The organism is Streptomyces sp. NPDC102441, from assembly GCF_044765585.1.
In the GTDB taxonomy this organism is placed as follows: domain Bacteria; phylum Actinomycetota; class Actinomycetes; order Streptomycetales; family Streptomycetaceae; genus Streptomyces.
Window position 1 is genome coordinate 19,987 of the sequence record NZ_JBIWKH010000005.1, and the last position, 21,108, is coordinate 41,094.

18 protein-coding genes are annotated in these 21,108 nt (G+C 67.7%); 10 read left to right on the plus strand and 8 right to left on the minus strand.

The genetic code is table 11. The features are described from left to right. The first annotated feature begins 89 nt into the window (after window positions 1–89). Entirely contained in the window at window positions 90–653 is a 564-nt protein-coding gene (locus ACIREO_RS11525; protein ID WP_404107576.1) for a TetR/AcrR family transcriptional regulator, read from the plus strand. Here the strand turns inward: ACIREO_RS11525 and ACIREO_RS11530 are convergent. After that, window positions 650–1,741: an IS630 family transposase gene (locus tag ACIREO_RS11530; protein ID WP_404107577.1), complete on the minus strand. Its 1,092-nt coding sequence runs from the start codon at window positions 1,739–1,741 to the stop codon at window positions 650–652. The genes ACIREO_RS11525 and ACIREO_RS11530 overlap by 4 nt on opposite strands. A 469-nt stretch (window positions 1,742–2,210) precedes the next feature. Between ACIREO_RS11530 and ACIREO_RS11535 the strand changes: the two genes are divergently transcribed. The 3 genes from ACIREO_RS11535 to ACIREO_RS11545 all read left to right on the plus strand — a co-directional run bounded on the left by ACIREO_RS11535 (window position 2,211) and on the right by ACIREO_RS11545 (window position 5,508). After that, window positions 2,211–2,501 (plus strand): epoxide hydrolase N-terminal domain-containing protein, encoded by a 291-nt coding sequence (locus tag ACIREO_RS11535; protein WP_404107579.1) that lies wholly within the window; start codon window positions 2,211–2,213, stop codon window positions 2,499–2,501. Between the two features lie 47 nt (window positions 2,502–2,548). Then, window positions 2,549–2,950: an alpha/beta fold hydrolase gene (locus ACIREO_RS11540; RefSeq protein ID WP_404108707.1), complete on the plus strand. Its 402-nt coding sequence runs from the start codon at window positions 2,549–2,551 to the stop codon at window positions 2,948–2,950. Between the two features lie 398 nt (window positions 2,951–3,348). After that, the gene (locus tag ACIREO_RS11545; protein ID WP_404107581.1) at window positions 3,349–5,508 is read left to right on the plus strand and encodes a SpoIIE family protein phosphatase; all 2,160 of its coding nucleotides are present in this window, start codon (window positions 3,349–3,351) and stop codon (window positions 5,506–5,508) included. Between the two features lie 358 nt (window positions 5,509–5,866). Here ACIREO_RS11545 and ACIREO_RS11550 read toward each other — a convergent pair whose 3' ends face one another. The 4 genes from ACIREO_RS11550 to ACIREO_RS11565 all read right to left on the minus strand — a co-directional run bounded on the left by ACIREO_RS11550 (window position 5,867) and on the right by ACIREO_RS11565 (window position 11,446). Continuing rightward, window positions 5,867–6,964, minus strand: coding sequence for a CaiB/BaiF CoA transferase family protein (locus ACIREO_RS11550; RefSeq protein WP_404107582.1), 1,098 nt, complete (start codon window positions 6,962–6,964; stop codon window positions 5,867–5,869). A gap of 329 nt (window positions 6,965–7,293) precedes the next feature. Next, the gene (locus ACIREO_RS11555) at window positions 7,294–8,793 is read right to left on the minus strand and encodes an AMP-binding protein (protein WP_404107583.1); all 1,500 of its coding nucleotides are present in this window, start codon (window positions 8,791–8,793) and stop codon (window positions 7,294–7,296) included. Then, a complete protein-coding gene (locus ACIREO_RS11560) occupies window positions 8,783–9,829 on the minus strand; it encodes a fumarylacetoacetate hydrolase family protein (protein WP_404108710.1) in 1,047 nt (348 codons plus the stop codon). The genes ACIREO_RS11555 and ACIREO_RS11560 overlap by 11 nt, the downstream gene beginning before the upstream one ends. Before the next feature lie 351 nt (window positions 9,830–10,180). After that, window positions 10,181–11,446, minus strand: coding sequence for an MFS transporter (locus ACIREO_RS11565; protein WP_404107585.1), 1,266 nt, complete (start codon window positions 11,444–11,446; stop codon window positions 10,181–10,183). 404 nt (window positions 11,447–11,850) lie between these two features. Here ACIREO_RS11565 and ACIREO_RS11570 point away from each other — a divergent pair, with 404 nt between their 5' ends. The 3 genes from ACIREO_RS11570 to ACIREO_RS11580 all read left to right on the plus strand — a co-directional run bounded on the left by ACIREO_RS11570 (window position 11,851) and on the right by ACIREO_RS11580 (window position 15,348). After that, window positions 11,851–12,786, plus strand: a complete 936-nt coding sequence (locus ACIREO_RS11570; protein ID WP_404107587.1) for an amidohydrolase family protein — start codon at window positions 11,851–11,853, stop codon at window positions 12,784–12,786. 56 nt (window positions 12,787–12,842) lie between these two features. Beyond that, a complete protein-coding gene (locus ACIREO_RS11575; RefSeq protein WP_404107588.1) occupies window positions 12,843–14,393 on the plus strand; it encodes a carboxylesterase/lipase family protein in 1,551 nt (516 codons plus the stop codon). A 160-nt stretch (window positions 14,394–14,553) separates the two neighbouring features. After that, window positions 14,554–15,348, plus strand: a complete 795-nt coding sequence (locus ACIREO_RS11580) for a TetR/AcrR family transcriptional regulator (RefSeq protein WP_404107590.1) — start codon at window positions 14,554–14,556, stop codon at window positions 15,346–15,348. A 12-nt stretch (window positions 15,349–15,360) separates the two neighbouring features. Here ACIREO_RS11580 and ACIREO_RS11585 read toward each other — a convergent pair whose 3' ends face one another. The 3 genes from ACIREO_RS11585 to ACIREO_RS11595 are packed head-to-tail and all read right to left on the minus strand — an operon-like array spanning window position 15,361 to window position 18,252. Next, window positions 15,361–16,320: an MBL fold metallo-hydrolase gene (locus ACIREO_RS11585; protein WP_404107592.1), complete on the minus strand. Its 960-nt coding sequence runs from the start codon at window positions 16,318–16,320 to the stop codon at window positions 15,361–15,363. Next, window positions 16,320–17,486 (minus strand): epoxide hydrolase family protein, encoded by a 1,167-nt coding sequence (locus tag ACIREO_RS11590; RefSeq protein ID WP_404107594.1) that lies wholly within the window; start codon window positions 17,484–17,486, stop codon window positions 16,320–16,322. The genes ACIREO_RS11585 and ACIREO_RS11590 overlap by 1 nt, the downstream gene beginning before the upstream one ends. Window positions 17,487–17,496: 10 nt before the next feature. Further along, window positions 17,497–18,252, minus strand: coding sequence for an SDR family NAD(P)-dependent oxidoreductase (locus ACIREO_RS11595; protein WP_404107596.1), 756 nt, complete (start codon window positions 18,250–18,252; stop codon window positions 17,497–17,499). A 112-nt stretch (window positions 18,253–18,364) separates the two neighbouring features. Here ACIREO_RS11595 and ACIREO_RS11600 point away from each other — a divergent pair, with 112 nt between their 5' ends. The 3 genes from ACIREO_RS11600 (at window position 18,365) to ACIREO_RS11610 (ending at window position 20,925) form a co-directional block, all read left to right on the plus strand. After that, complete coding sequence (locus ACIREO_RS11600; RefSeq protein ID WP_404107598.1) at window positions 18,365–18,841, plus strand: nuclear transport factor 2 family protein; 477 nt, start codon at window positions 18,365–18,367, stop codon at window positions 18,839–18,841. Between the two features lie 133 nt (window positions 18,842–18,974). Then, window positions 18,975–19,514, plus strand: coding sequence for an SRPBCC family protein (locus ACIREO_RS11605; protein WP_404107600.1), 540 nt, complete (start codon window positions 18,975–18,977; stop codon window positions 19,512–19,514). After that, window positions 19,507–20,925, plus strand: a complete 1,419-nt coding sequence (locus ACIREO_RS11610; RefSeq protein WP_404107601.1) for an FAD-binding oxidoreductase — start codon at window positions 19,507–19,509, stop codon at window positions 20,923–20,925. The genes ACIREO_RS11605 and ACIREO_RS11610 overlap by 8 nt, the downstream gene beginning before the upstream one ends. Window positions 20,926–21,108: the final 183 nt, after the last annotated feature.

Genomic DNA, 21,108 nt, shown 5'->3' on the forward strand with positions numbered 1-21,108 from the left:
CGACCGTAACAGATGAATCCCAAGGAATACAAACGTCCAGTCGGGTCATGAGTCGGCAACCGTATAGTTGGCAGTGCTACGCTCGCCACATGGCACGTGACACACAGGAGACCCGTCGACGACTACTGAATGCCGCGAGGGATGAGTTCGCCGAGCATGGCCTTGAGGGCGCGCGCGTGGACCGCATCGCCAGAACCGCGGGAGTGAACAAGGAGCGGATCTACGGCCACTTCGGCAGCAAGGAGCAACTGTTCGAAGCGGTCCTCTCGGCGGCGCTGACCGAGGCGGCGGAATTCAAGCCGGGAGCCGGCCTCACCGATCCCGCCAGCTATGCAGCCGCGACATTCGACTTCCACCGCTCGAACCCGCAGTTGATCCGGCTGATGATGTGGGAATCACTGCAGCGGCAGCGGCTCTCACCGGAGGCGGCGGGACGACGCGCACGCTTCTACATCGAAGAGGCACAACGCCTCGCGGGGCCGGACATGGACAGCGAAGACGCCCGGTTCATCCTTTATGGCATCCTGGCCCTGGCGACGTGGGCGCACGCGCTGCCTGTCGCCAGCTCGATGGTGTTCGGGGGCACCCCCGACTCACAGGATCTGCGGGAACGTATCGAGAAGGCTGTCACGGCGCTCACCGCATCCCGCTAGTGACCTGAGTCAGAGATTCGGTGGCAGTAGGCGGCGACTTTGTCGAGGATTTCGTCGGCCGTCTTGGTCCAGATGAAGGGCCTGGGTTGGTCGTTCCAGTCGGCCAGCCAGGCCCGGACGTCGCGTTCGAGGGCCTGGACGGAGCGGTGCACTCCGCGCTTGAGCTTCTTCTGCGTGAGTTCGGCGAACCACCGCTCGACCAGGTTCAGCCACGACGCGCTGGTAGGTGTGAAGTGCAGGTGGAAGCGCGGGTGTGCCAGCAGCCACTTCTTGATCTCGGGCGTCTTGTGCGTCGCGTAGTTGTCGAGGATCAGGTGGACCTGGAGGCCGGCCGGGACTTCCCTGTCGAGCTTGGCCAGGAACTTCTTGAACTCGACGGCCCGGTGGCGGCGGTGGAGCGATCCGATCACCTTGCCCGTCGCGACTTCCAGGGCGGCGAAGAGAGTGGTGGTGCTGGCGCGGATGTAGTCGTGACTTCGGCGCTCGGGAACCCCAGGCATCATCGGCAGGACCGGCTGGGACCGGTCCAGGGCCTGGATCTGCGACTTCTCGTCCACGCAGAGAACCAGAGCCTTCTCCGGCGGGTCGAGATAGAGGCCGACGACATCGCGGACCTTGTCGATGAAGAACGGATCGGTGGAGAGCTTGAAGGTCTGCGAGCGGTGCGGGGCCAGAGCGAATGCCCGCCAGATCCTGGATACCGTCGACTGCGACATGCCCGTCGCGGCGGCCATCGAGCGCGTCGACCAGTGCGTCGCGTTCTTCGGTTTCTCCTCGAGCGTTCTGACGATCACTCGTTCCACATCCGCGTCGGTAATCTTCCGCGGGACACCCGGCCTGGGCTCGTCACACAAGCCGTCCAAGCCGTTCTCCAGGAAGCGCCGCCGCCAGGTGCGGACGGTGTCCGGCGCAACCCGCAGCCGACGGGACACCTCCATGATCGAGTGGCCGTCCGCGCACTCCAGCACGATCCGTGACCGCTGAGCCAGCGCCTGCGCGGTCGTCCGCCGACGCACCCAGCCCTCCAGCACAGCCCGTTGCGCAGCGGTCAGTGACAACGGCGGAATCTTCGGCCCCGGACGACTCATAACCAACTAACGCCAAACCTCTGACTCAGGTCACTAGCGGTGCTTCGTCGGCCGGGACGCCGGCGGCGGCGCGGACGCTCAGCGTGTCCAGCGTGACCAGGCTCCGGGCCGGCTCATCGCCGCCGCTCCCCCATCGCTGTCGCAGTAGATCGTGGACGGTCCGGTCGGTGCCCTCGTTCCTCCCAGAGGCAGAAGTGGTACGTCAGCGCCGGGTGGTGGCATGTTGCGAGGCGGACACTCCCGCTGAGCGCCCGTCCGGTTCTGGTAGCAGGATCGTGTCCACGATCTCCCGCATCGCGCACGTGCCCTGGTGGCGCTGACCCGGGGCGCCCGGTCTTCCTCGCCGTGACCGCCCTGTCCGCTCTGATCGCCGGGACCACCCGCCGCTCCCCCGACAACCGCACACAGAGCGGCTCCGACACCCAGGCACGCACCGCCGTCATGTGAGAACGACACCTTGGAGACCTCCATGACCCACCGCGCGCCCGCGATCGCCGTCCCCGACGCCGAACTGAACGAGCTGCGCTCACGACTGCTCAATACACGCTGGCCGACCCCCTGGCCCACCACCGGCCGGGAGGCCGGCACCGACCCCGGCGAACTGCGAAGCCTCGTCACCTACTGGGCCTCCGCATATGACTGGCGTGCCCACGAAGCCACCATCAACGCCCTGCCGTCCCATCTCGCAGATATCGGCGGAACCCCGTCCACTACTTCCGCTTCGACGGCGAACACCCCGGCACCCTCCCGATCGTCCTGACCAACGGGTGGCCCATTTCCTCCGAACTGACCACCCTCGCCCGCCGGCTGGCCACGCCGTCGGGGTACAGCGGTGACGCCGCCGACGCGTTCACCGTTATCGTCCCCTCGCTGCCCGGATTCGCCTTCTCTCCTCAGCGGCCCTCGCTCACTCAGCCGCCGCAGACACATGAGATCCGGCACCGGCTCATGCACGACGAACTCGGTGTTGAGCGCTACGCCGCGCACGGGGGCGACCTGGGTGCCGGCATCACCTCCCGGCTCGGCGAGGCCCACCCCGAGGCCGTGGTGGGCATCCATCTGATGGCGATAGCCAGCCCAGTCTCTTATGACGCAGCCGGTGTCACCCCCGAGGAGCAGGAGTACCTCGATTCCGTCACGGTGTGGTCCGCGGAAGAGGGCGGGTACATGCACCAACAGATGAACACCGAAACCCGTGAGAGTTCTTGAGCCTCACCACCAACGCGCCCGGAGCCGGATCGACTTACCGGTCGTCGTCGGTGTCCGGATCCCGCAGCTGCCGCAGCCCCCCGGGCAGCTCCGGCAGCTGGAAGGAGTACCGGCCCAGCATGTTGACATGGTGCCGCACGAACGGCGACACACGGCGTCCGGGGCCAGGCGGCGAAAGCGGGTGTGCACCGTCCTCCGCCCGTACCGTCCGGCGGTCCCGCCACGACATACCACTTTGGGTCTTGTGGATCATCTGCGTTGGTGACCTGCCGGTCGTGCGCACTCGGCCGCCCTGTCGCAGCGCGCGGGATCGGCGGGGCCGGCAAAGCTTCCTTGACGATGCGAAAAAATAGGCTAAAATAGACAATTAGGTTGTAACCTCACACGGTAGGCTGTCCATGAACACCGTAGACCGCCGGAACCAGGCTCTGACTGATGCACTGCAGCAGTTGCAGCGTCTCGTCAACCCCAGTGTGGCCACGGCCTACCTTCCCACCGCTGCCAGGGTGCTCACTCCCGCCGTGATCGCGGACACTCCCCTGAGTTTCACCTCGCTGGCCGACATCCCCATCGACGACCCAGTCTTCTACGCCTCGTCCCGCGCTTACCAGACAGGGCTGCCGGTAGCGGTCGAGAAGCAGGAACTGGCCGAGCTGCTGCGCGCACACCCGTCCCTGATCCACCAGGTCTCCAACGATGTCACCGTCGCCGCCGTCCCCCTGCTCGCCGCCGACCAGCGCATCTTCGGCGTGCTGGCCTGCCGTTGGATCCCTGCCGCCGCCTGGTCACCCAGCTACCTGGACACCATGGCCCGCACCGCCCGGCACGCCGCTGCCGAACTCGCGGACATCCCCGGCATCGACCGACCCGCCGACGTCGGCGCCCAGCCCGTGTTCACCCCTGACCAGACCCCCGCCGTCAGGCAGCTGCCCACCCATACGGACCACGCCTTCCTGCACCAGATGCACTGGCTCGGCAGCAGTCTCGTCGCCGCCGGATTCATAGCCGACATCGTACGCATCACCCGCCGCACCATCGCCCAGCCCGTCGGTGGCACCGCGGTCCTGCTGTGTGCCCCCGAGACGGGCCGGCTGCGCGTGTTGGGATCCGCCGAATTCCACCGCGACGACAGCCGTCAGATCGACGGCACACCTCTGACCGCGCACAGCCCGGAAACCCTCGCCATCCAGCGCGTGCTCCCCCAGCACTACCCCACCCCGGATGCCCTCCAGGCCGCGTTTCCCGGCATCGACCGCTACGCCACGGCCCACCAGAGCGTCTTCCTCCCCCTCATCGCCAACGACCGCCCGATAGGCTGCTGCGTCATCCTGACCAATCGGCTCGCCCCCCTCCACCCTCACGAACTCGCCTACATGACCATCCTGGCCGGCCAGGTAGCCCAATGCCTTGACCGCGTCCGGTCCCACGAAGCCGAACACGCTCTGGTCGAGGAGATACAGCGCAGTCTTCTGCCCTCCGCCTTCCACACTCTCCCCGGCATGGAGTTCACGGCCCGCTACCTGCCCGCCGACGGCACCTCCCAACTCGGCGGCGACTGGTACGACATCGTCGAACTCCCCGACGCCCGCCTGGGCATCGTCATCGGCGACGTCGAAGGCCATACCCCCCACGCCGTCGCGACCATGGCCCACATCGTGACCGCCATGCGCGCCTACGCCGCTGAAGGCCACACCCCGGCGGGGGTGCTCACCCGTACCAATCACCTGCTGGCCGAGCTGCACACCGACCTGTACGCCACCTGTTGCTGCCTCTGGCTCGACCCCAACCGTGACACCGCCGTCCTCGCCAACGCCGGCCACCTGCCACCCGTCCTGATCACCCCCGGCCATCATCCGGCCACATCCACCATGCCTCCGGACCCCCCTTTGGGCATCCACCCCGACATCACGTACCACGACAACGTCCGTTCCGTTCCCCCTGGCACCCTCCTCGCCCTGTTCACCAACGGACTCCTCCCCCTTCGCACCACAGACGCCCATACGGCCCTCCAGCGCATTCGCCACTATCTGAGCACCCACGTCACCGAGCACCTCGACGCCCTCGCCGACGACCTCACCGCGACGGCACGCTCGGCCGGCCATCCCGACGACCTCGCCCTGGTCCTCCTGCGTGCTCGCGGCAAAATCGGTCCGCACGACCGGACCGCCCACCTCACCCTCGGCAGCAACGACCTTCGCCAAGTAGCACACGTCCGCGACTGCATCCGCCGTCTTCTCCCCGCTTGGCGCCTCGCCCCACTCATCGACATCACCGAACTCCTGGTCACCGAGGTAGTCACCAACGCACTGATCCACGCCCGCACGGACGTCGACCTCCAACTCCACGCCAACCCCAACCGCATCCGCGTCGAAGTACACGACAACGATCCAAGACCACCCCGCCCCGCCGTACACCTCGACGCCCGGATCACCCCCGATGATCAAGCCGAATCCGGACGGGGACTCCTCATCGTCGACGTCATGTCATCCGCCTGGGGTACCAGCCCTACCGGCCGCGGCAAAACCATCTGGTTCGAAATCTCGGTCGCGCCCCATTGAAGCGCCGATGGCGGTGAGGCCGTCCCGGCCCACTACCGGGCGCGAGGCGGGACAGGCGCCGATGGCGGGCAGCCAGCGGCGAATATCGGCGGCCCGGTACCGGATCGGCCTCGTTCCGGTCGCGCAAGGCGGCGCTGGCACGGCATGTCCGAGCCGAAGCCGAGGCCCTGGTCAAACGCCCCTTCCGCCGCGTTGCCGGGTCCCGCGGGAGGCCGCCTCTGTCCGAGGCGTCCGCCGACGCGCCTGCTCCCGCGCGATGGGCCCTGCGCAGCGAGGCGGCCGCCTGGCGCATACCCCGGTGGTTACGAAGTGCCAAAGGATCAGCTGATGTCACTCCCCTGCCGGCTCAACGGGCAGCTCAGCAGTCCCTGCCGGCGCGCCACCGGCTCAGCTCGGCCCGCACCCCGCTCGGCTGCGGGCTTGTCGGTGGTTCGGCTGGTGTGCGCGAGAAGTGCGGCGCGGGCGCGGGCTGGGCGACCCCGTCGAGTTCGACGTAGGTGCCGCGGGCGCGCATGTGCGGGTGGTCGAGCGCTTCGTCATACGTCAAGACGGGGGTGACGCACGCGTCCTGACCGTCGAACAGCTCAGTCCATTCGTCCCGTGTCCGGGTGGCGAACGCGGCTGTCAGCGCCTCGCGCAGTTCGTCCCAGCGGTCGGTGTCGAGCTGGCCCGGCAGTGTCGCGGGATCGAGGTCAAGTATGTCGAGCATGCGCGCGTAGAACTGGGGCTCGATCGCCCCGACCGCGACGTGCCGGCCGTCGGCGCACACATAGGTGTCGTAGAACGGGGCGCTGCCGTCGAGCAGGTTGTGTCCCCGGCCGCTGAACCATTGACCGGCCCCGCGCATCGACCACATCAGTTGAGCCAGCACGCTCGTGCCGTCGCACATGGCGGCGTCGACGACTTGGCCGTGGCCGGAGTGCTCTCGTTCCACCAGCGCGGCGAGGACGCCGACGATCAGGAACATGGCGCCGCCACCGTCGCCCACCAGATTGAGCGGCGGCACAGGCCGTTGCCCCGCGCGGCCCATGTTGTCGAGGACACCGGTCACCGAGATGTAGTTGATGTCGTGCCCGGCCATGTGGGCGAAGGGCCCGGTCTGGCCCCAGCCGGTGATCCGGGCGTAGACGAGGCGGGGGTTGCGTGCCAGGCACATGTCCGGCCCGAAGCCCAACCGCTCGGCAACACCTGGCCGGAATCCCTCGGCCAGCACATCCGCGGCATCCACCAGGTCGGCGACCGCGGCGAAATCCTCACGGTTCTTCAGATCCGCGTGCACGATGCGCCGGTTGCGCAGCATCGCACCGTCGTCGAAGGTGGTCAGGCCGCGCGGCGCGTTCCGGCGTTCGACGCGGATCACGTCCGCACCGAGGTCGGCCAGGATCATGCACGCGTGGGGCGCGGGGCCGATGCCGGCGAGTTCGACCACCCGCAGGCCGTCCAGAGGTCCTGCCATCGTCGTCCTGCCTTTCGTCGAGGGGTGCCGGAGGGGTTCTGCGCGCCGGTGCGCCCAGCGGATCGCGCGGGGGGCCGGGCTCGCGGTACGGGATGGAGCTGGTCGCTGGGCGGTAAGGGGTGCTCGCTCAGCAGACGGTCGCGGGGCGCACGCCACGGGGTCCTTCCTGGCGGCCGGGTCCCTCGTGGCGGCCATCACACCGCTGAGGGGCTGCGGATCGGTGCCTGCGCCGGTCCCCGCCATCGCCACGGCGGGAGGCGCCCTGTTCCGGAGCTGAGAACATCCGCAGGCCGGACTGCCGGAGGCGGCAAGGAAGCGGGGGCAAACACCTACTGAACGGATTCGTGCAGGGTGCGCAGCTCGGTCTTACGGATCTTGCCGACGCTCGTTCGTGGGAGGCTGTCGATGAACTTGACCACCGTGGGGACCTTGTAGGTGGCCAGCCGTTCGCGGCACCACGTGCGAAGGTCTTCTTCGATGTCCGCGGCGTATCCCGCCCGGAGCACCGCGATGAGCATGACGGCCTCGTCGTAGACGGGATCCGAGATTCCGACTACGGCGCATTCCGCGACCGCCGGGTGTGTGGCCGCGACGCCTTCCACTTCGCTTGCCGAGATGTTCTCGCCGGATCGTTTGATCATGTCCTTGGCGCGGTCGGCGAAGTAGAGGAAGCCGTTGGCGTCTCGCCGCGCTAGGTCGCCGGTGCGCAGCAGGCCGTTGTCGAACGTCTCGGCCGTTGCCTGCGGGTGGTGCCAGTATCCGGCTGCGATGGTCTGGCCGAGTGTGCCGCAGACTATGATCTCGCCGGTCTGACCGTCCGGTACCGGGTTTCCGTCGGGGTCCGCGAGGATGAGGTCGACGCTGTCGAGCGCGGGGCCGATGCTGTCCCACTTCCGCTCGGGTGAGTCGGGGTTCATGGTCGGTGGCAGGACGGTCTCGGTCATGCCGTACAGCTGCAGGAGCCTTGTATTGAAGCGCGCCTCGAATTCGGCGGCTGCGGGGGCGGAGACGTTCTGGGCGAAGAGCACTGCGCGCAGGCTGGCCTCGTCCCCGGTTGCCGGTCGGGCCAGGATCATCCGGATCGGTGCCGCGAAGAGGCTGCCCAGGGTTGCGCCCAGGTGTGCTGCCTGGGTTCCCCACCGTGAGGCGGAGAAGCGTTCGGTCACCGCTAGTGAAGCGCCTCGGGTCAGCGCTGACATGGTGCAGTAGTACTGCGCGTTGGCATGGAACATCGGCAGCGAGATGAACCAGCGGTCGTCCGCCGTGACGGACAGGTGCTCGGCGACCGCGTGGCCGACGGCGAGATAGTTGGCGTGTGTGACGATGACGCCTTTGGGCCGGCTCGTGGTTCCGGAGGTGTAGAGGATGGCGGCCGGGTCGCCGGGGGTGACCGGGGCTTCGGGCACGGAGGCGCCTGCTGTGAGATTCAGGCCGTGATGCTCCGGGCCGATGATGACCGGGTCACTGGCGCCGGCTGCCCGCACGGCGTCGGCGTTGTCCGCGCTGGCGATGGTGATCGCTGGGGTCGCGTCAGCCAGTACGTGGCGGAATTCCTCCACGGACGAGCGTGGGTTGGTGGGCACCAGGATGGCCCCCAAGTGGGCAGTGGCGAACCAGATGGTCAGGAAGTCCTGGCCGTTGGGGAGGCTGACGTGCACCCGGTCGCCTTGGTGAACCCCCAGGTCTTGCAGTGCGGCGCTGGTAGCGCGCAGCCGGGCGAGTTGCTCGCCGTAAGTGATGCGGACGACTCGGCCGTTGTCCTCGAAGACCGAGAAGATCGCCTCTGGTGGGGCGGCTGCGACGAGAGCTGCGGTGGTCTCAGCTGTCATGGCGGCGGTGAACCTCCGGAGCTCCTCGATAGGTGGACAGGCCCGAGCCGGTTGGGGGGGTCGCGCGGGCAGCGACCGGGTTGCGCAGGACTCCGAGTCCGCTGGCCTCGAGCGAGACGACGTCGCCGGGTTGTATCCATCGGTCCAGTTCCAGACCGCAGCCGCCGCCCACCGTCCCGACGGCGAAGAATTCACCGGGGTAGACCGTCTCGTCAAGAGACGCCCAGGCCAGCACTTCGGCGAAGGAGAACTGGCGGTTATGGGTCGTGCCTGAGGCCCAGACTGCTCCGTTGACACTCGCCGTCATTTCCACGGACCATTCGTCTACTTCGTCCATGGTCAGCACGCAGGGGCCCATGACGTTGCAGAAATCCTTTCCCTTGGAAGGCCCAATGCCCATCTCCATCTCATAGAATTGGATGTCGCGGGCACTGACGTCGTTGAAGATCGTCACACCCGCGATTCGGTTCGCGGCCTCCGCCGGTGTCAGGTCGCGCCCTCCCACTGACGTGAAGAAGCCGAGTTCGAGCTCGAAGTCGAGTTGATCGGTGTAGGAGGGCCACGGCAGTGGTTCCTCGGGTCCGATGATGCTTTCGACGTTGCACTTGTAGCAGATGGGCATGGAGGCGAACGCCGGGGAGACGTTCAGTCCCGACCCCGTGGCGTGGTCGGAATAGGTGAGGTAGTCGCGGATTCGACGCGGCCGGGGCACCGGCGCGAGCAGTTTCACCTCGTCAAGGTCGAACGTCGCCTGACGCCCGTCGGTATCGGTCAGCAGGTCGCCCTGCTCTGTGGCCCGCGCGACCACCTCCAAGGCCCGTTCGGCCAGCCGCTGTACCGGTTTCCCGCCTTCGAAGAAGGCCACCATCTCGGTCGGCACTTCAGGCGCCCGGGCGAGCGCTGCTTCGCCGGAGCTCATGTACTGCTCGGCGCGCAGGACACGCATCGGGTCGACAACCGTCGTACCCGTCAGCGCGCCCAGCCGGGCGGCAGAGCTCGCGGACGAACGGGGGGTGTAGGTAACAAGGCGCACCATCAGCTCCAAGTGCAGTCAGGCTTTGAATAGTTATTCCTTTCCGGACGTAGCGTCTGGTGTGGGTGCATTCATCGCGACGACGCCGAGGTCCGGCTTAAATTTCTATTCGGTTGGTGTTCGTTCTTGCGGGATAGCGGATTTCCTCACCTGCGGTGATGGTGACGCATGCGAGATATCACTCCTCGCATCGCTCGCTGCCGAGTCGAGGGCTTCCGACGGTTTGGCCGGCTTCGAGTGGGTCGTAGGGTTCTCCCTCACCCGGCTTGTCGGTTGCCGCCGGCCGCACTACCGGTATGCACGCGAGGTCGTACGCTCTCTGGCCTTCACCGCGATGGCGGCCGCAGTCTTCTGCTATCCCGGACTTTCCGCATGAACGGGTTCGTTTATGGACGGGTAGCGGCGGAGGGTGAGCAGCAGAGCGGCGGAGACGATCAGGAGGGTCGCCGTGGTGTACAACGCAGGCTGATAGGATCCCGCCGCATCCTGGACTGCTCCGTAGAACACTCCGGAAAGGGCAGCTCCCATCGTGCTCACCAAGTAGAAGGAACCATAGATTCGACCATAAGAACGCTGGCCGAAATACCGGGAGGTGAGATAACCGGTGAGGTCGAACTCGGCTCCGGTCGCCAAGCCGATCGCCAGTGCGGCAAGCGGAGCGGCGCTCGGCCCGAGGCAAGCAACCGTGAGGACACAGCCGGTGGCAACCACCAAGATCGCGGCAGCGGTGTGCGGTGCGTAGGAGCGGTCGAAGAGCCAGCCGCTGAGCGGCCGGAAGATGATCACTCCGGCACCTGCCAGGCTCGCGACCTGCGCCGCGCTCGCCACGTCGACTCCGGAGTCCTCGAGATAGGACAGCAGGTGCAGTTGCAGGCCGGCCATGGCGAACATCACCAGGGTGAAGCACGCGGCCAGCTTCCAGAAGGTGCGGCCCTTGAGCGCCTCTTGCAAAGTGACCCCGGCCTGGGGGTCGGCAGCCTCGGCGAGCCGGGCGACGCGCGGTGGACGAGTCGCCAGGGACGACCGCGACATCAGTGCCGCGACGACCACGGCCCCGGCCGCGACGGCGATACTCAGGGCCACGAAGCCGGCTCGCCAGCCGACTCGTGCCGCGTAGGGCGCTAGCACCTGGGGTATCGCGAGGGCGGCAATGCCTGTTCCGATGGTGGAGAGTCCGAGGGCGAATCCCCGGACGCGCACAAAAGCGGTACTCACCACTCGCGCGTAGGGGACGGTCGCCGATCCCGCTCCCGCGATGCCCAGCAGCACGCACCCGACGTAGTAGATGCCGACGTTGGTATTGAGCCGGCTGAAGAGCAGGAGCGAGAGGGATAGCCCCAGGAGACCGACCACGACGATCCAGATGGTGGGGACCCGGTCGGCCACCCAGCCCAGCAGCGGGGAGACTCCCGCGACAACGAGTAGGACGATGGTGCCTCCCAGGGAGATCTGGGTGCGCGACCAGCCCAGATCCTGCTGCATCGCCCGGAGGAAGACGGCCAGGCCGTTTCCCGGGACCGCGGCGATACCGACGGAGATGCCGAGCACTGCCGCCAGCAGCAAAGGCCAGTGGAGTCGCATCTCCTCACGACCGGACTGCGCGTTGCTGTCTGCGCTCATTGCGCTTTTGGTTGGAACTTGGGAGTCGGGGGCTGGTCTCATAGATCTCGACCTCTTTGCCGTTCGGATGGATAGGATCCGCAGCGCCAGCAGCCAATAAATTATGTACTTGAGTACATTTCTGGTAGATGGTAGCCCGCGCTTCCGGGCTGTCAACACCTGCAACGCAACGAGTACGGGCACCCGCGCCCTCATTGCGAAATCCCCGGCGCCCTAGGTGGCCACCAGCGCGATGTGGCATCGCCGCAGCACCTTCCCGTCCGGCCCCAAGCGGGGAAGACCGGGCACGGCGCCGGGACGGCAGGCGGAGATGCAGCCAGACCATGCATGTACTAGAGTATATTTACATGCTGTGCGGCGTCTGGTCTGGCGCCGGGTAGTGGCCCTGCATGGAGGTGCGAAAAGTGACGGTGGACAACCACGCGGAGGAGTCGCCGGCCGGCGATCGCCGCGGCCTCAAGGGGCCTGCACCCGATCCGGCCGTGCGGCGGCGCATCGTCGATACCCATGTGCATGTCTGGGAACAGCGCCGTCCCTGGATGGCCTGGCTCGACGAACGACCCGCGTCCTGGGACCCGGTGCGGGATGATTTCAGCTGGTCCCGTCTTCGCACCGAGCTGGACGACGCCGGTGTGTCCGATCTCGTGCTCGTGCAGGCCGGTACCTCCACGGAGGAGACTCGCCTGCTCCTGGAGCTGGCCAAGCGCGAGCAGTCGATCATCGGAGTCGTCGGGTGGGTCGGCATGAGCTCCCCGGGCACGACCGAGAACGACCTCGCCGCGATCAGCGAGGCCGGCGGCAAGCTGGTGGGCGTGCGCTCACTGCACCGGTGGCAGCCGGACGGCGAGATCCTGGCCGATCCGCGCGTGGTCGATTCCTGCCGCATACTCACCGACCGGGGTCTGACGATCGACCTGTTCGTGAACGACCACACCGAGCTGCCGCTCCTGCTGCCGATCATCGAGGCGGTACCGGATGGCCGTTACGTCATCAATCACCTGGGCCGCCCGCCGGTCGGTCAGGACGCCACGGCCCAGCGCCTGTGGAGCCTCGCCATGACGCGGCTGGCCGCCCTGGCGGATGTGTACGTCAAGTTCTCCGGATGGGGCACGGTCGTTCAGCGTGCCACGGCCGCGGATGTCGCCCGGTACGCCGAGCATGTCTTCGCGACCTTCGGCCCGGCCAGGACGATGTACGCGAGCAACTGGCCCGTCGCGCTGGTCGCAGCCGACTACCGCGACACGTTCGCCGCGACCCTGGAAGCGCTCTCGGGCCTCTCCCCCACCGAACTCGACGACGTACTCGGCGGGACGGCACGCGCTTGTTACCTGGCCAAGTAGCCCGGTCTCACCACCCTCCCGAGCAGCCTGACCCACAACCATCCCAGGAGGCCGACGTGTCCGCGGTAGTCGAGACCACGTACGGCCCGGTACGCGGTGAGATCGATTCCGACACCGGTGTGCGTGTCTTCCGAGGCATCCCCTACGCCGCGTCACCGGCAGGAGCGTTGCGTTGGCGCCCGCCGGAGCCGCCCGCTCCGTGGCGTGAGACGCGCGACGCATCCGCGTACGGGCCGATCGCCCTGCAGAACCCGCCGGCGGACACCTCACTGTTCGCGACTGCGGGACAGATCCAGAGCGAGGACTGCCTGAACCTCAACCTGTGGGCCCCGCCGGACGCCTCCGCCCGGCCTGTCCTGGTGTGGCTCCATCTCGGTGCCTACCAGTTCGGATCCGGCTCCTCACCGCTGTTCGACGGCTGGCGGTGGGCGCGGGAGGGCGTCGTCCTGGTCACGGTCAACTACCGGCTGTCCAGGACCGGTTTCCTCGCGCATCCCGATCTGGTCGAGGAGGGCGCGGGTACGGCAGGCAACTACGGGCTGCACGACCAGATCGCCGCTCTGCGCTGGGTGCGCGACAATGCCGCCGCCTTTGGCGGGGACCCCGGCTGTGTCACGGTCTGTGGCGTCTCGTCCGGGGCGTCGAGTGTTGCGCTGCTGATGGCGGCTCCCGGCGCCCGCGGTCTGTTCCACCGCGCGATCGCCGAAAGCGGTGGGGCGTTCGGCCCTGTCGCGAGTACGACGGGTATCGGCGACGCATGGCAGGACCTGGCGTCCGCGGCCGAAAGCGGCCGTGTGTGGTCGTCGGCGCTCGGAGCACCGCGTCTGGACGAGCTGCGTCGCATGAGCGCGGACGACCTGCGTGCGGCCAGTGCACCGCCCCGCGGGGCGACCACCGGCATCTTCGACGCGGCCCGGCCCGTCATCGACGGGAGGCTCCTGACCGCGTCCGCGCACACGGTGTTCGCGGACGGCGCGCAAAGCCCGGTGCCCCTGCTCGTCGGATCGGCCGCCGACGAGGACCTCTCGATGTTCAACTATCCAAGAGACCGGGCCGCCTTCCGCGCCCAGGCCAAGGCCGAGCACGGTGCGCTCAGCGATGCCTTCCTCGACCTCTACCCTGCGCAAAGCGACGATCAGGCGGTCGCGGCGGGACTACGGTCCAACGGACACCGCCTGTTCACCTGGCAGAACTGGCGATGGGCCAACCTCCACAGCGGTGCCGGCCACCCCGTCTTCTACTACCGTTTCGCCCAGCCCCCGCCCGTCCCGCCCGGGTGCTACCACGAACAGACGCTGCCCAGGCCCCTGGGGGCGTTCCACGGTGCGTCGCTGTTCTCCACCTTCGGCGGCGCATCCGCTCCAGCTCACTGGAACTGGACCGCGCGAGACCTTCGATTGGCAGCCACGGTCAGATCCGCCTGGGTGCACTTCGCCCAGCACGGCCGCCCCGCTGCTGAGAGCCTGCCGGCCTGGCCCCAGTTCGAGTGTGCCTCCCCCTCGGTGATGATGCTGCGGGCGGACGGGTGCGTCATGGACGACGTTCCCGAGCGCACCTACCTCGCCTACTGGGACCTGTTCTACGGCCGGACCCCGCAGAGCCGCTGAGTGCCCGGCGGCCGGTGTCCGGGCCCGGGACCCGGACAGCGCTCAGCTCACCGAGTCCCCTGGCCCTCACCTCGTCAGCCGTTTCCACCGCGATACTGTGACCGGCAGGTCAAACGCCGCTTGGCCCCCACGCGTGTCAGGCAGAAAGGCACCCCTCACCATGACGCAGCAGCCGCTCAGCGACGGTCAGCCGTCCCCGAACCAGGCGCGTGGCCCGGCTTCCTCCGGTGCTGTCCCACAGCCGGGCGGGCGGCCGCCGACCCGGCGGGAGGTGCGCAAGCAGCAGACCCGGCAGCGCCTGCTGACGGCGGCCCGGGAGCTGTTCGTCAGTCAGGGTTTCGACGAGACGAGCTTCGATGACATCGCGCGGGCCGCTGGTGTGTCCCGCCAGACGGCGTTCAACCACTTCCCGCGAAAAGACGACTTCGTGGCGGCATGGGTCTCGGAGCGTCGGGAGGAGCTGCAGGCGGCGATGGGGGCACACGACGCGGATGCGTCTGCCCAGCGGACCGATGCTGCCACTCGCCTTCTGATCATCATGCGCGTGATGGCCAACGCGTACGAGGACCGGCCCGAAGAGGGCCGCGTTTTCATGATCGCGTGGGTGAATTCCGGCGGGCCCTTCGAAGCACCGGTCGCTGCGCGTCTGTTCGCCACCGTCGTGCGTGATGGGCAGCGCGACGGCGAGTTCGCCGAAGACATCGACGCCCAGATCAGCGGCGAGGTCATCCGTGCCGTGTACTTCGACGTACTGTGGCGCTGGGCCAGTCCGGACAACGAGATTCCTCGCGGCGGATTGTTCGAGGCACTGATGTCCCACCTCCAGCCGGTGCTGACCGGACTGTGCATTGATGCGGACCGCCACCGGTTGAGGCAGTCCGTCACCCTGGCCCGATCACTGGAGGCCGCGCGTCTGGTCGCTCCGGGATCGCTCCCGACGCAACCAGACGCCTAGCTCCCGCCGTCACTAACGGGCGATCTCTCTCCAGTCGCCCCGGTCGTCGCCGTACACGACGTCGAGGGTGGTGCGGACATCCGCCTCATGCCGCTGCGGATCCAGCTCGCGATAGACCAACCGGATGTTCTGGTAGGTCCGCGAGGCGTGCGGCCAGTGCGCGTACCGGCTCAGATCGATCTGCTGGTACGCCTCCAGCGGACTCTTGCCGGCGTGGTAGGACTCGGTGGCGTATTCGAGCACGAAGGCCAGGTACTGGCGTACCGTGAGGATTCCTGAAGCGTCGATGATCGGTCCGTGGCCGGGCACGACCACGCGTGGCTCCAGCGCCGTGATCCGATCGCATGCCTCGATGCACCTGCTGAGCGGGCCGGCCCACATGATCGGCGTGGATGCGGTGAACAAAAGATCGCCGCTGTACAGCACCCCTGCGTGAGGCACCCACGCGACCGTGTCCCCGGAGGTATGCGCGGGCCCGAGCTGCTGCAGTTCGACGGTCGCCCCGACATCGAGTCGTAGCTCGCCCTCGTAGGTGCGCGTCGGGTGGACCGGTGTCCATCCGTCGTAGTCGAAGATGCCCTGACGCCAGCGCATGAACTCGGCGAACGCGGTGTCGCCGGCAGCGTATGCGTCGATCCTGCTCGGGTCCAGCCAGTGTCCGCGGATGTCCTTCAGCGTGGCCTCGGACGAGATGATCTCCGCGTCACGGAAGAGGACATTGCCGTTCCAGTGGTCGCCGTCGCCGTGCGTGTTGACCACACTGTCGACCGAAGGGCTGCTGGGCAGACCATCAATCGCGTCCCGCAATGCCCGGGCCATGGGCATGTCGTTCTGAGTGTCGACGACCAGTGCACCGCCGCCATCCCCCACGATAATTCCCGAGTTGGCGAATCCCCAGCACCCGGGCGCCTGGGTGAACGCGTAGCAGCCGTCGCCGAGGTCCGTCAGCTTCCCCGTGTCGGTTCGGCTCATCACTGTGCCTCCTTGGTGAAACATTCCCGAAGTTCCGATACGAAGACATCCGGCACCTCCAGCATGGCGAAGTGACCGCCCCGCTCCAGTGCACGCCAATGGCGCAGGTCCTTGAACCTCTCGGCGGTCCAGGCCCGCGGCAGCTTCATCAGGTCGCGCGGGAAGACCGACACCCCCGCGGGAACCGTCACCGGCGCCGTCATGTCCATCCGGCGGTGGCTCTCCCAGTACAGCCGGGCAGCCGAGGCGGCCGTCGCGGTGAACCAGTAGACCGAGACGTTGTCGAGAATCCGGTGCATCGGAACGGCACTCTCGGGACCACCGTCATTGTCCGTAAATTCGAAAAATTTCTCGACTATCCACGCCAGCTGGCCGGCCGGGGAGTCCGTGAGGCCGTAGCCGACCGTCTGCGGCTTGGTGGCCTGCTCAGCGGCGTACCCGGTACCCGTGGCCGCGAACTCCTCTCGCTCCGCCAGCCACTGGCGCTCCAGGTCCGTGAGGTCCTTGTCCTCGAACCAGGCGGGACGCAGCACCCACGGCACGGTCGTGTGCATCATCGCGACGCGGTCCGGGTGGCGCAGGGCGAGCGTGGTGGTGATCATCGCGCCCCAGTCGCCGCCCTGGGCGAGGAAGAGGTCGTACCCGAGGCGTCCCATGAGCTGCGCCCATGCGTCCGCGATCCGATCGAGGTTCCATCCGGGCCCACTGGGTTTGCCGGAGAACCCGTAGCCGGGCAGGGAAGGGATGACCAGATGGAAGGCCGGCTGGTCGGCGGGAGGGTCGACCAGGCGGTCGATGACGTCGAGTGCTTCGACGACCGATCCCGGCCAGCCATGGGTGATCAGCAAAGGGCGCGCGTCCGGGCGGGCCGAGCGGACGTGGAGGAAGTGGATGTCAAGGCCGTCGATGCGGGTGATCCACTGCTCACGGCGGTTTATCTCGGCCTCGACCGTGCGCCAGTCGTACTCATCGCGCCAGATGCGGCAGAGCTCTTGGGTGTAGTCGAGCGGTATTCCCTGCGACCAGTCCGCCACCGTCTCCTTCTCGGGGAAGCGAGTTCTGGCGAGCCTCTCCTTGAGGTCGTCGACATCAGACCCAGGTATGCGGATCTCGAACGGGCGGACCTCGGTGTCGCCCGGTGTCCTGCTGGACGTGCCCGTCGTCATGTTGTCCCTTTCAGCCGGTGACCGGTCGAATCGGAAGCAGCGTGCCGGAGAGGTGCTGGGCGGCGTCACTGCACAGGAAGGCGACGAACTCGACCACATCATCGGGCTGTCCGATGCGCCCTCCGGGGTACGCCGAGGCGACCCGCTCGATGTACTCGTCACTCGCGATCGCGCGCATCCCCGGGGTGTCGGTCAGGCCCGGCGCCAGCGCGACCGTGCGGATCCCCTGGTCGGCCATTTCGCGGTGTACGACGTTGGTGAGGATGTTGACGCCGGCCTTGCTGGCGGCGTAGGCGCTCTGCCCGGGGTTGGCCTGCACTCCGATCATGCTGCTGATGTTGACGATCCGGCCTCCGCCGCCGCGGACCATCAGCGGCGCGAAGTACTTCGTGGTGATGAAGTACCCGATCAGGTTGACGTCGATGACCTTCCGCACCAGTGCGATGTCGACGTCCACGACCGGTGTCATCGCCGGCATGAAGGCCGCGTTGTTGACGAGGGCGTCGACCCGGCCCCACCTCTGGTCCAGGGCGGCCACGGCATCCCGCACCTGCTCTTCGTCGGCGACATCCACGCACGCGGTGTGCACATGATCGGCGTCGGTGACGGCGGCGAGTTCGGCCGCGGTCTCCTCGGCCTGGTCCTGCTCGAGGGTCAGTACAGCCACCCGGGCCCCGTGCCGGGCCAGCCCGAGCGCGAGCGCCCTGCCGAGCCCGCGACCGGCACCGGTAATCGCGACGATTTTGTCTGAGATGTCGTACTCCATGCGCTGTGCCCTTCACACGTTCCTGCCCAACCAGTTCCCGACTGACTGTACTCCAGTACAGAAATTTTGTGTACCATCTCCCCGTCGCTGGATCTACGCGAAGGAGCAAGCCATGGAAGACACCACCGCCGCCGACACCCTGTTGCAGCGGGTGGCGGATGAGCTCGCTGTCAGAAGGACGCTCGCGCGGCTGTCACGGGCACAGGATGATGAAGACCGCCAGGCGTACAAGACGTGCTTCACTTCCAAGGTACGGCTGACCCGGTCGGTGGTCATTCCGGACTGGCAGCCGCGCGAGTTGGCCGTCGACGAGCTCGCCGACCTGTACTTCGAGCAGATCGGCAAGTACACATTCGGCCACCACCTGGTAACGAACCACATCATCGACGTGGACGGCGACGAGGCGACCTGCCTGGCCGACCTGTACTGCGTCTGGGCCGAACGCAACGATCCCGAGGGGCGCTCCTCGAGCCTCGGCGGCCGGTACGACCTGAAACTGCGCCGGGTCGACGGCGAGTGGCTGATCAGCGAGCGCTCCATCGCCGAGCTGTACGCCATCGACTCCGGGCGGGTTCTGCGGACCCGGTGACGTTCCGCCGTCCGCGCCCGCACGCGGCGCGACTCCGTCCGCAGGGCGGCGACATCGCTGCCCTACGGACGGAGTCTATTAGACTTAAGTACATTGATGTACCGGTGAACGGATCATGAAAGGGTACAGAGCCGTGGACCGTCCGGATGTCTTTCCGACGATGACCCGTGATCTCCGCAATCGGTCGGCCGAACTGGACTGGCCGCCCGAGTTCGAGCCAGAGCAGGCCGACTGGTTCTCCCACAACGAGGCCTTCGTCAACGCTCCGGTCTCCCGGGTGTGGGACGAGCTGACCGCCACTCCCAACTGGCCCACGTGGTATCCCCTGTGTGATGCGTTCGAGATCGACGAAGGTGCGCGGTACCTGCACTCCACAGCGCACTTCCGATGGACGACCTTCGGCTTGACCATCGAGGGTGATGTCGTGCTGTTCGAACCGATGAGACGCATCAGCTGGAACGGCTACGCCGCAGGGACCGATCCCACTTTCTTTCACCAGTGGCTGCTGACACCAGTAGAGGGAGGGTGTCACGCGGTGTACGACGAGGCGGGTAACGGGACCGTCGCGCTAGCCATGCGCAACGCCGACGAGGCCGATATGCATCGCGGACACGAGCTTCTCCTGGCGGGTTTGCGCTGGGCTTCGGAACGGCCGAAGGCGCTCAGTGACTAGCGGGTCGGCACCGTGCAGCGATTCGGCGGCACAGCGCCTGGACGAGCTGGTGGCGGTGCTGCCGCCGAAGTCGGTCGTGATCGACGTCGACCTGCTGGAGAAGTACCGGTACGACTGCGCCCGCGACCCTGACGGCAGCGTGCCGACCGCGGTGGTCCGCGCCCGGTCGACGGCCGACGTGCAGGCAACACTGCGCTGGGCCGGCGAGCACCGCGTCCCCGTCGTACCGCGCGGGGCCGGATCGAGCCTGTCCGGCGGATCCACAGGCCTTGCCGGGGGCATCACCCTCTCGACCGAACGGATGCGCGAGATCACCATCGACCCGGCGGCGCGGGTGGCGATCGCACAGCCCGGCGCACTCAACGCGGAGGTCAAGGCGGCCGCGGCCGAGCACGGCCTGTGGTACCCGCCGGACCCGTCGTCATCCGAGATCTCCTCCATCGGCGGCAACGCGGCCACCAACGCCGGCGGACTGTGCTGCGTCAAGTACGGCGTCACTGCCGACTACGTGCTCGGCATGCAGGTGGTGCTGGCCGACGGAACGGCTGTCCGTCTGGGCGGACAGTGGCTGAAGAACGCCGCGGGCCTGTCGCTGACCAAGCTGTTCGTCGGCTCCGAGGGCACGCTGGGCATCATCACCGAACTCACCCTGCGGCTGCTGCCCGCTCCGCCGCCCGAGCACACCCTGGTCGCCATGTTCGACACCATCGACGCGGCGGCCCGTGCCGTCGTGACGATCACCGCCCGGGTGCGGCCCTCGATGCTCGAGCTGATGGACCGAAGCTCCGTCAACGCCGTCGAGGACAAGTTGCGCATGGGGCTGAACCGAAACGCCGGCGCGCTGCTGCTGGCACGCTCGGACGCGCCAGCCGGGGCGGCCGGGACGGAGATGGAACTGCTCCGCGCCGCATGCGAGGAGCAGGGCGCGCACGACATCTTCACCACCGACGACCCCGACGAGGGTGCGGCGTTCTGCGAGGCCCGCCGCGCCGCCGTCCCCGCCATGGAAGCCTTCGGCACACTGCTGCTCGAAGACGTCGGCGTGCCCGTGGCAAAGTTGCCCGCGCTCGTCCTGGGCATCGAGCAGATCGCCGCCGCCCGCGACACCCGGATCTTCCTCATCGCCCACGCCGGTGACGGCAACACCCACCCGGTCATCGCCTACGACCCCACCAGCACCGCCGCCGAGCAGCGCGCCCGTCAGGCATTCGGTGAGGTCATGGACCTCGCGTTGCGGCTCGGCGGCACGATCACCGGCGAGCACGGAGTCGGCCGCCTGAAAGCCGCGTGGCTGCCGGATCAGCTCGGCTCGGACGCCATGGAGCTGACGAGGCGAATCAAAGACGCACTCGACCCGGCCAGCATCCTCAACCCCGGGGTCATGCTGCCGACACCGAACTCCCCCGCGTGACTCCTCTGGGCCGGCCGTGTACGCGCGACGGCCCATCCAGGGCATGGCGAACGGCTTGGGCGGTGTGGTCCATCACCCTTGGCGACATCGGTCCGAAGCGGCACGAGGGCCGCCCCTTGGGACGTCCGGCAGGGACCTGCCGGACGCGGCTTCGTATCCGGCGGCTCACCGATGAAGCCGCCG

What these genes read in the sequence shown, in the direction of transcription:
- ACIREO_RS11580 (WP_404107590.1), top strand. Translation starts at nt 14,554, where the DNA reads ATGACGCAGCAGCCGCTCAGCGACGGTCAGCCGTCCCCGAACCAGGCG.
- ACIREO_RS11550 (WP_404107582.1), bottom strand. Translation starts at nt 6,964, where the DNA reads ATGGCAGGACCTCTGGACGGCCTGCGGGTGGTCGAACTCGCCGGCATC.
- ACIREO_RS11535 (WP_404107579.1), top strand. Translation starts at nt 2,211, where the DNA reads ATGACCCACCGCGCGCCCGCGATCGCCGTCCCCGACGCCGAACTGAAC.
- ACIREO_RS11585 (WP_404107592.1), bottom strand. Translation starts at nt 16,320, where the DNA reads ATGAGCCGAACCGACACGGGGAAGCTGACGGACCTCGGCGACGGCTGC.
- ACIREO_RS11595 (WP_404107596.1), bottom strand. Translation starts at nt 18,252, where the DNA reads ATGGAGTACGACATCTCAGACAAAATCGTCGCGATTACCGGTGCCGGT.
- ACIREO_RS11525 (WP_404107576.1), top strand. Translation starts at nt 90, where the DNA reads ATGGCACGTGACACACAGGAGACCCGTCGACGACTACTGAATGCCGCG.
- ACIREO_RS11560 (WP_404108710.1), bottom strand. Translation starts at nt 9,829, where the DNA reads ATGGTGCGCCTTGTTACCTACACCCCCCGTTCGTCCGCGAGCTCTGCC.
- ACIREO_RS11600 (WP_404107598.1), top strand. Translation starts at nt 18,365, where the DNA reads ATGGAAGACACCACCGCCGCCGACACCCTGTTGCAGCGGGTGGCGGAT.
- ACIREO_RS11565 (WP_404107585.1), bottom strand. Translation starts at nt 11,446, where the DNA reads ATGAGCGCAGACAGCAACGCGCAGTCCGGTCGTGAGGAGATGCGACTC.
- ACIREO_RS11590 (WP_404107594.1), bottom strand. Translation starts at nt 17,486, where the DNA reads ATGACGACGGGCACGTCCAGCAGGACACCGGGCGACACCGAGGTCCGC.
- ACIREO_RS11555 (WP_404107583.1), bottom strand. Translation starts at nt 8,793, where the DNA reads ATGACAGCTGAGACCACCGCAGCTCTCGTCGCAGCCGCCCCACCAGAG.
- ACIREO_RS11545 (WP_404107581.1), top strand. Translation starts at nt 3,349, where the DNA reads ATGAACACCGTAGACCGCCGGAACCAGGCTCTGACTGATGCACTGCAG.
- ACIREO_RS11530 (WP_404107577.1), bottom strand. Translation starts at nt 1,741, where the DNA reads ATGAGTCGTCCGGGGCCGAAGATTCCGCCGTTGTCACTGACCGCTGCG.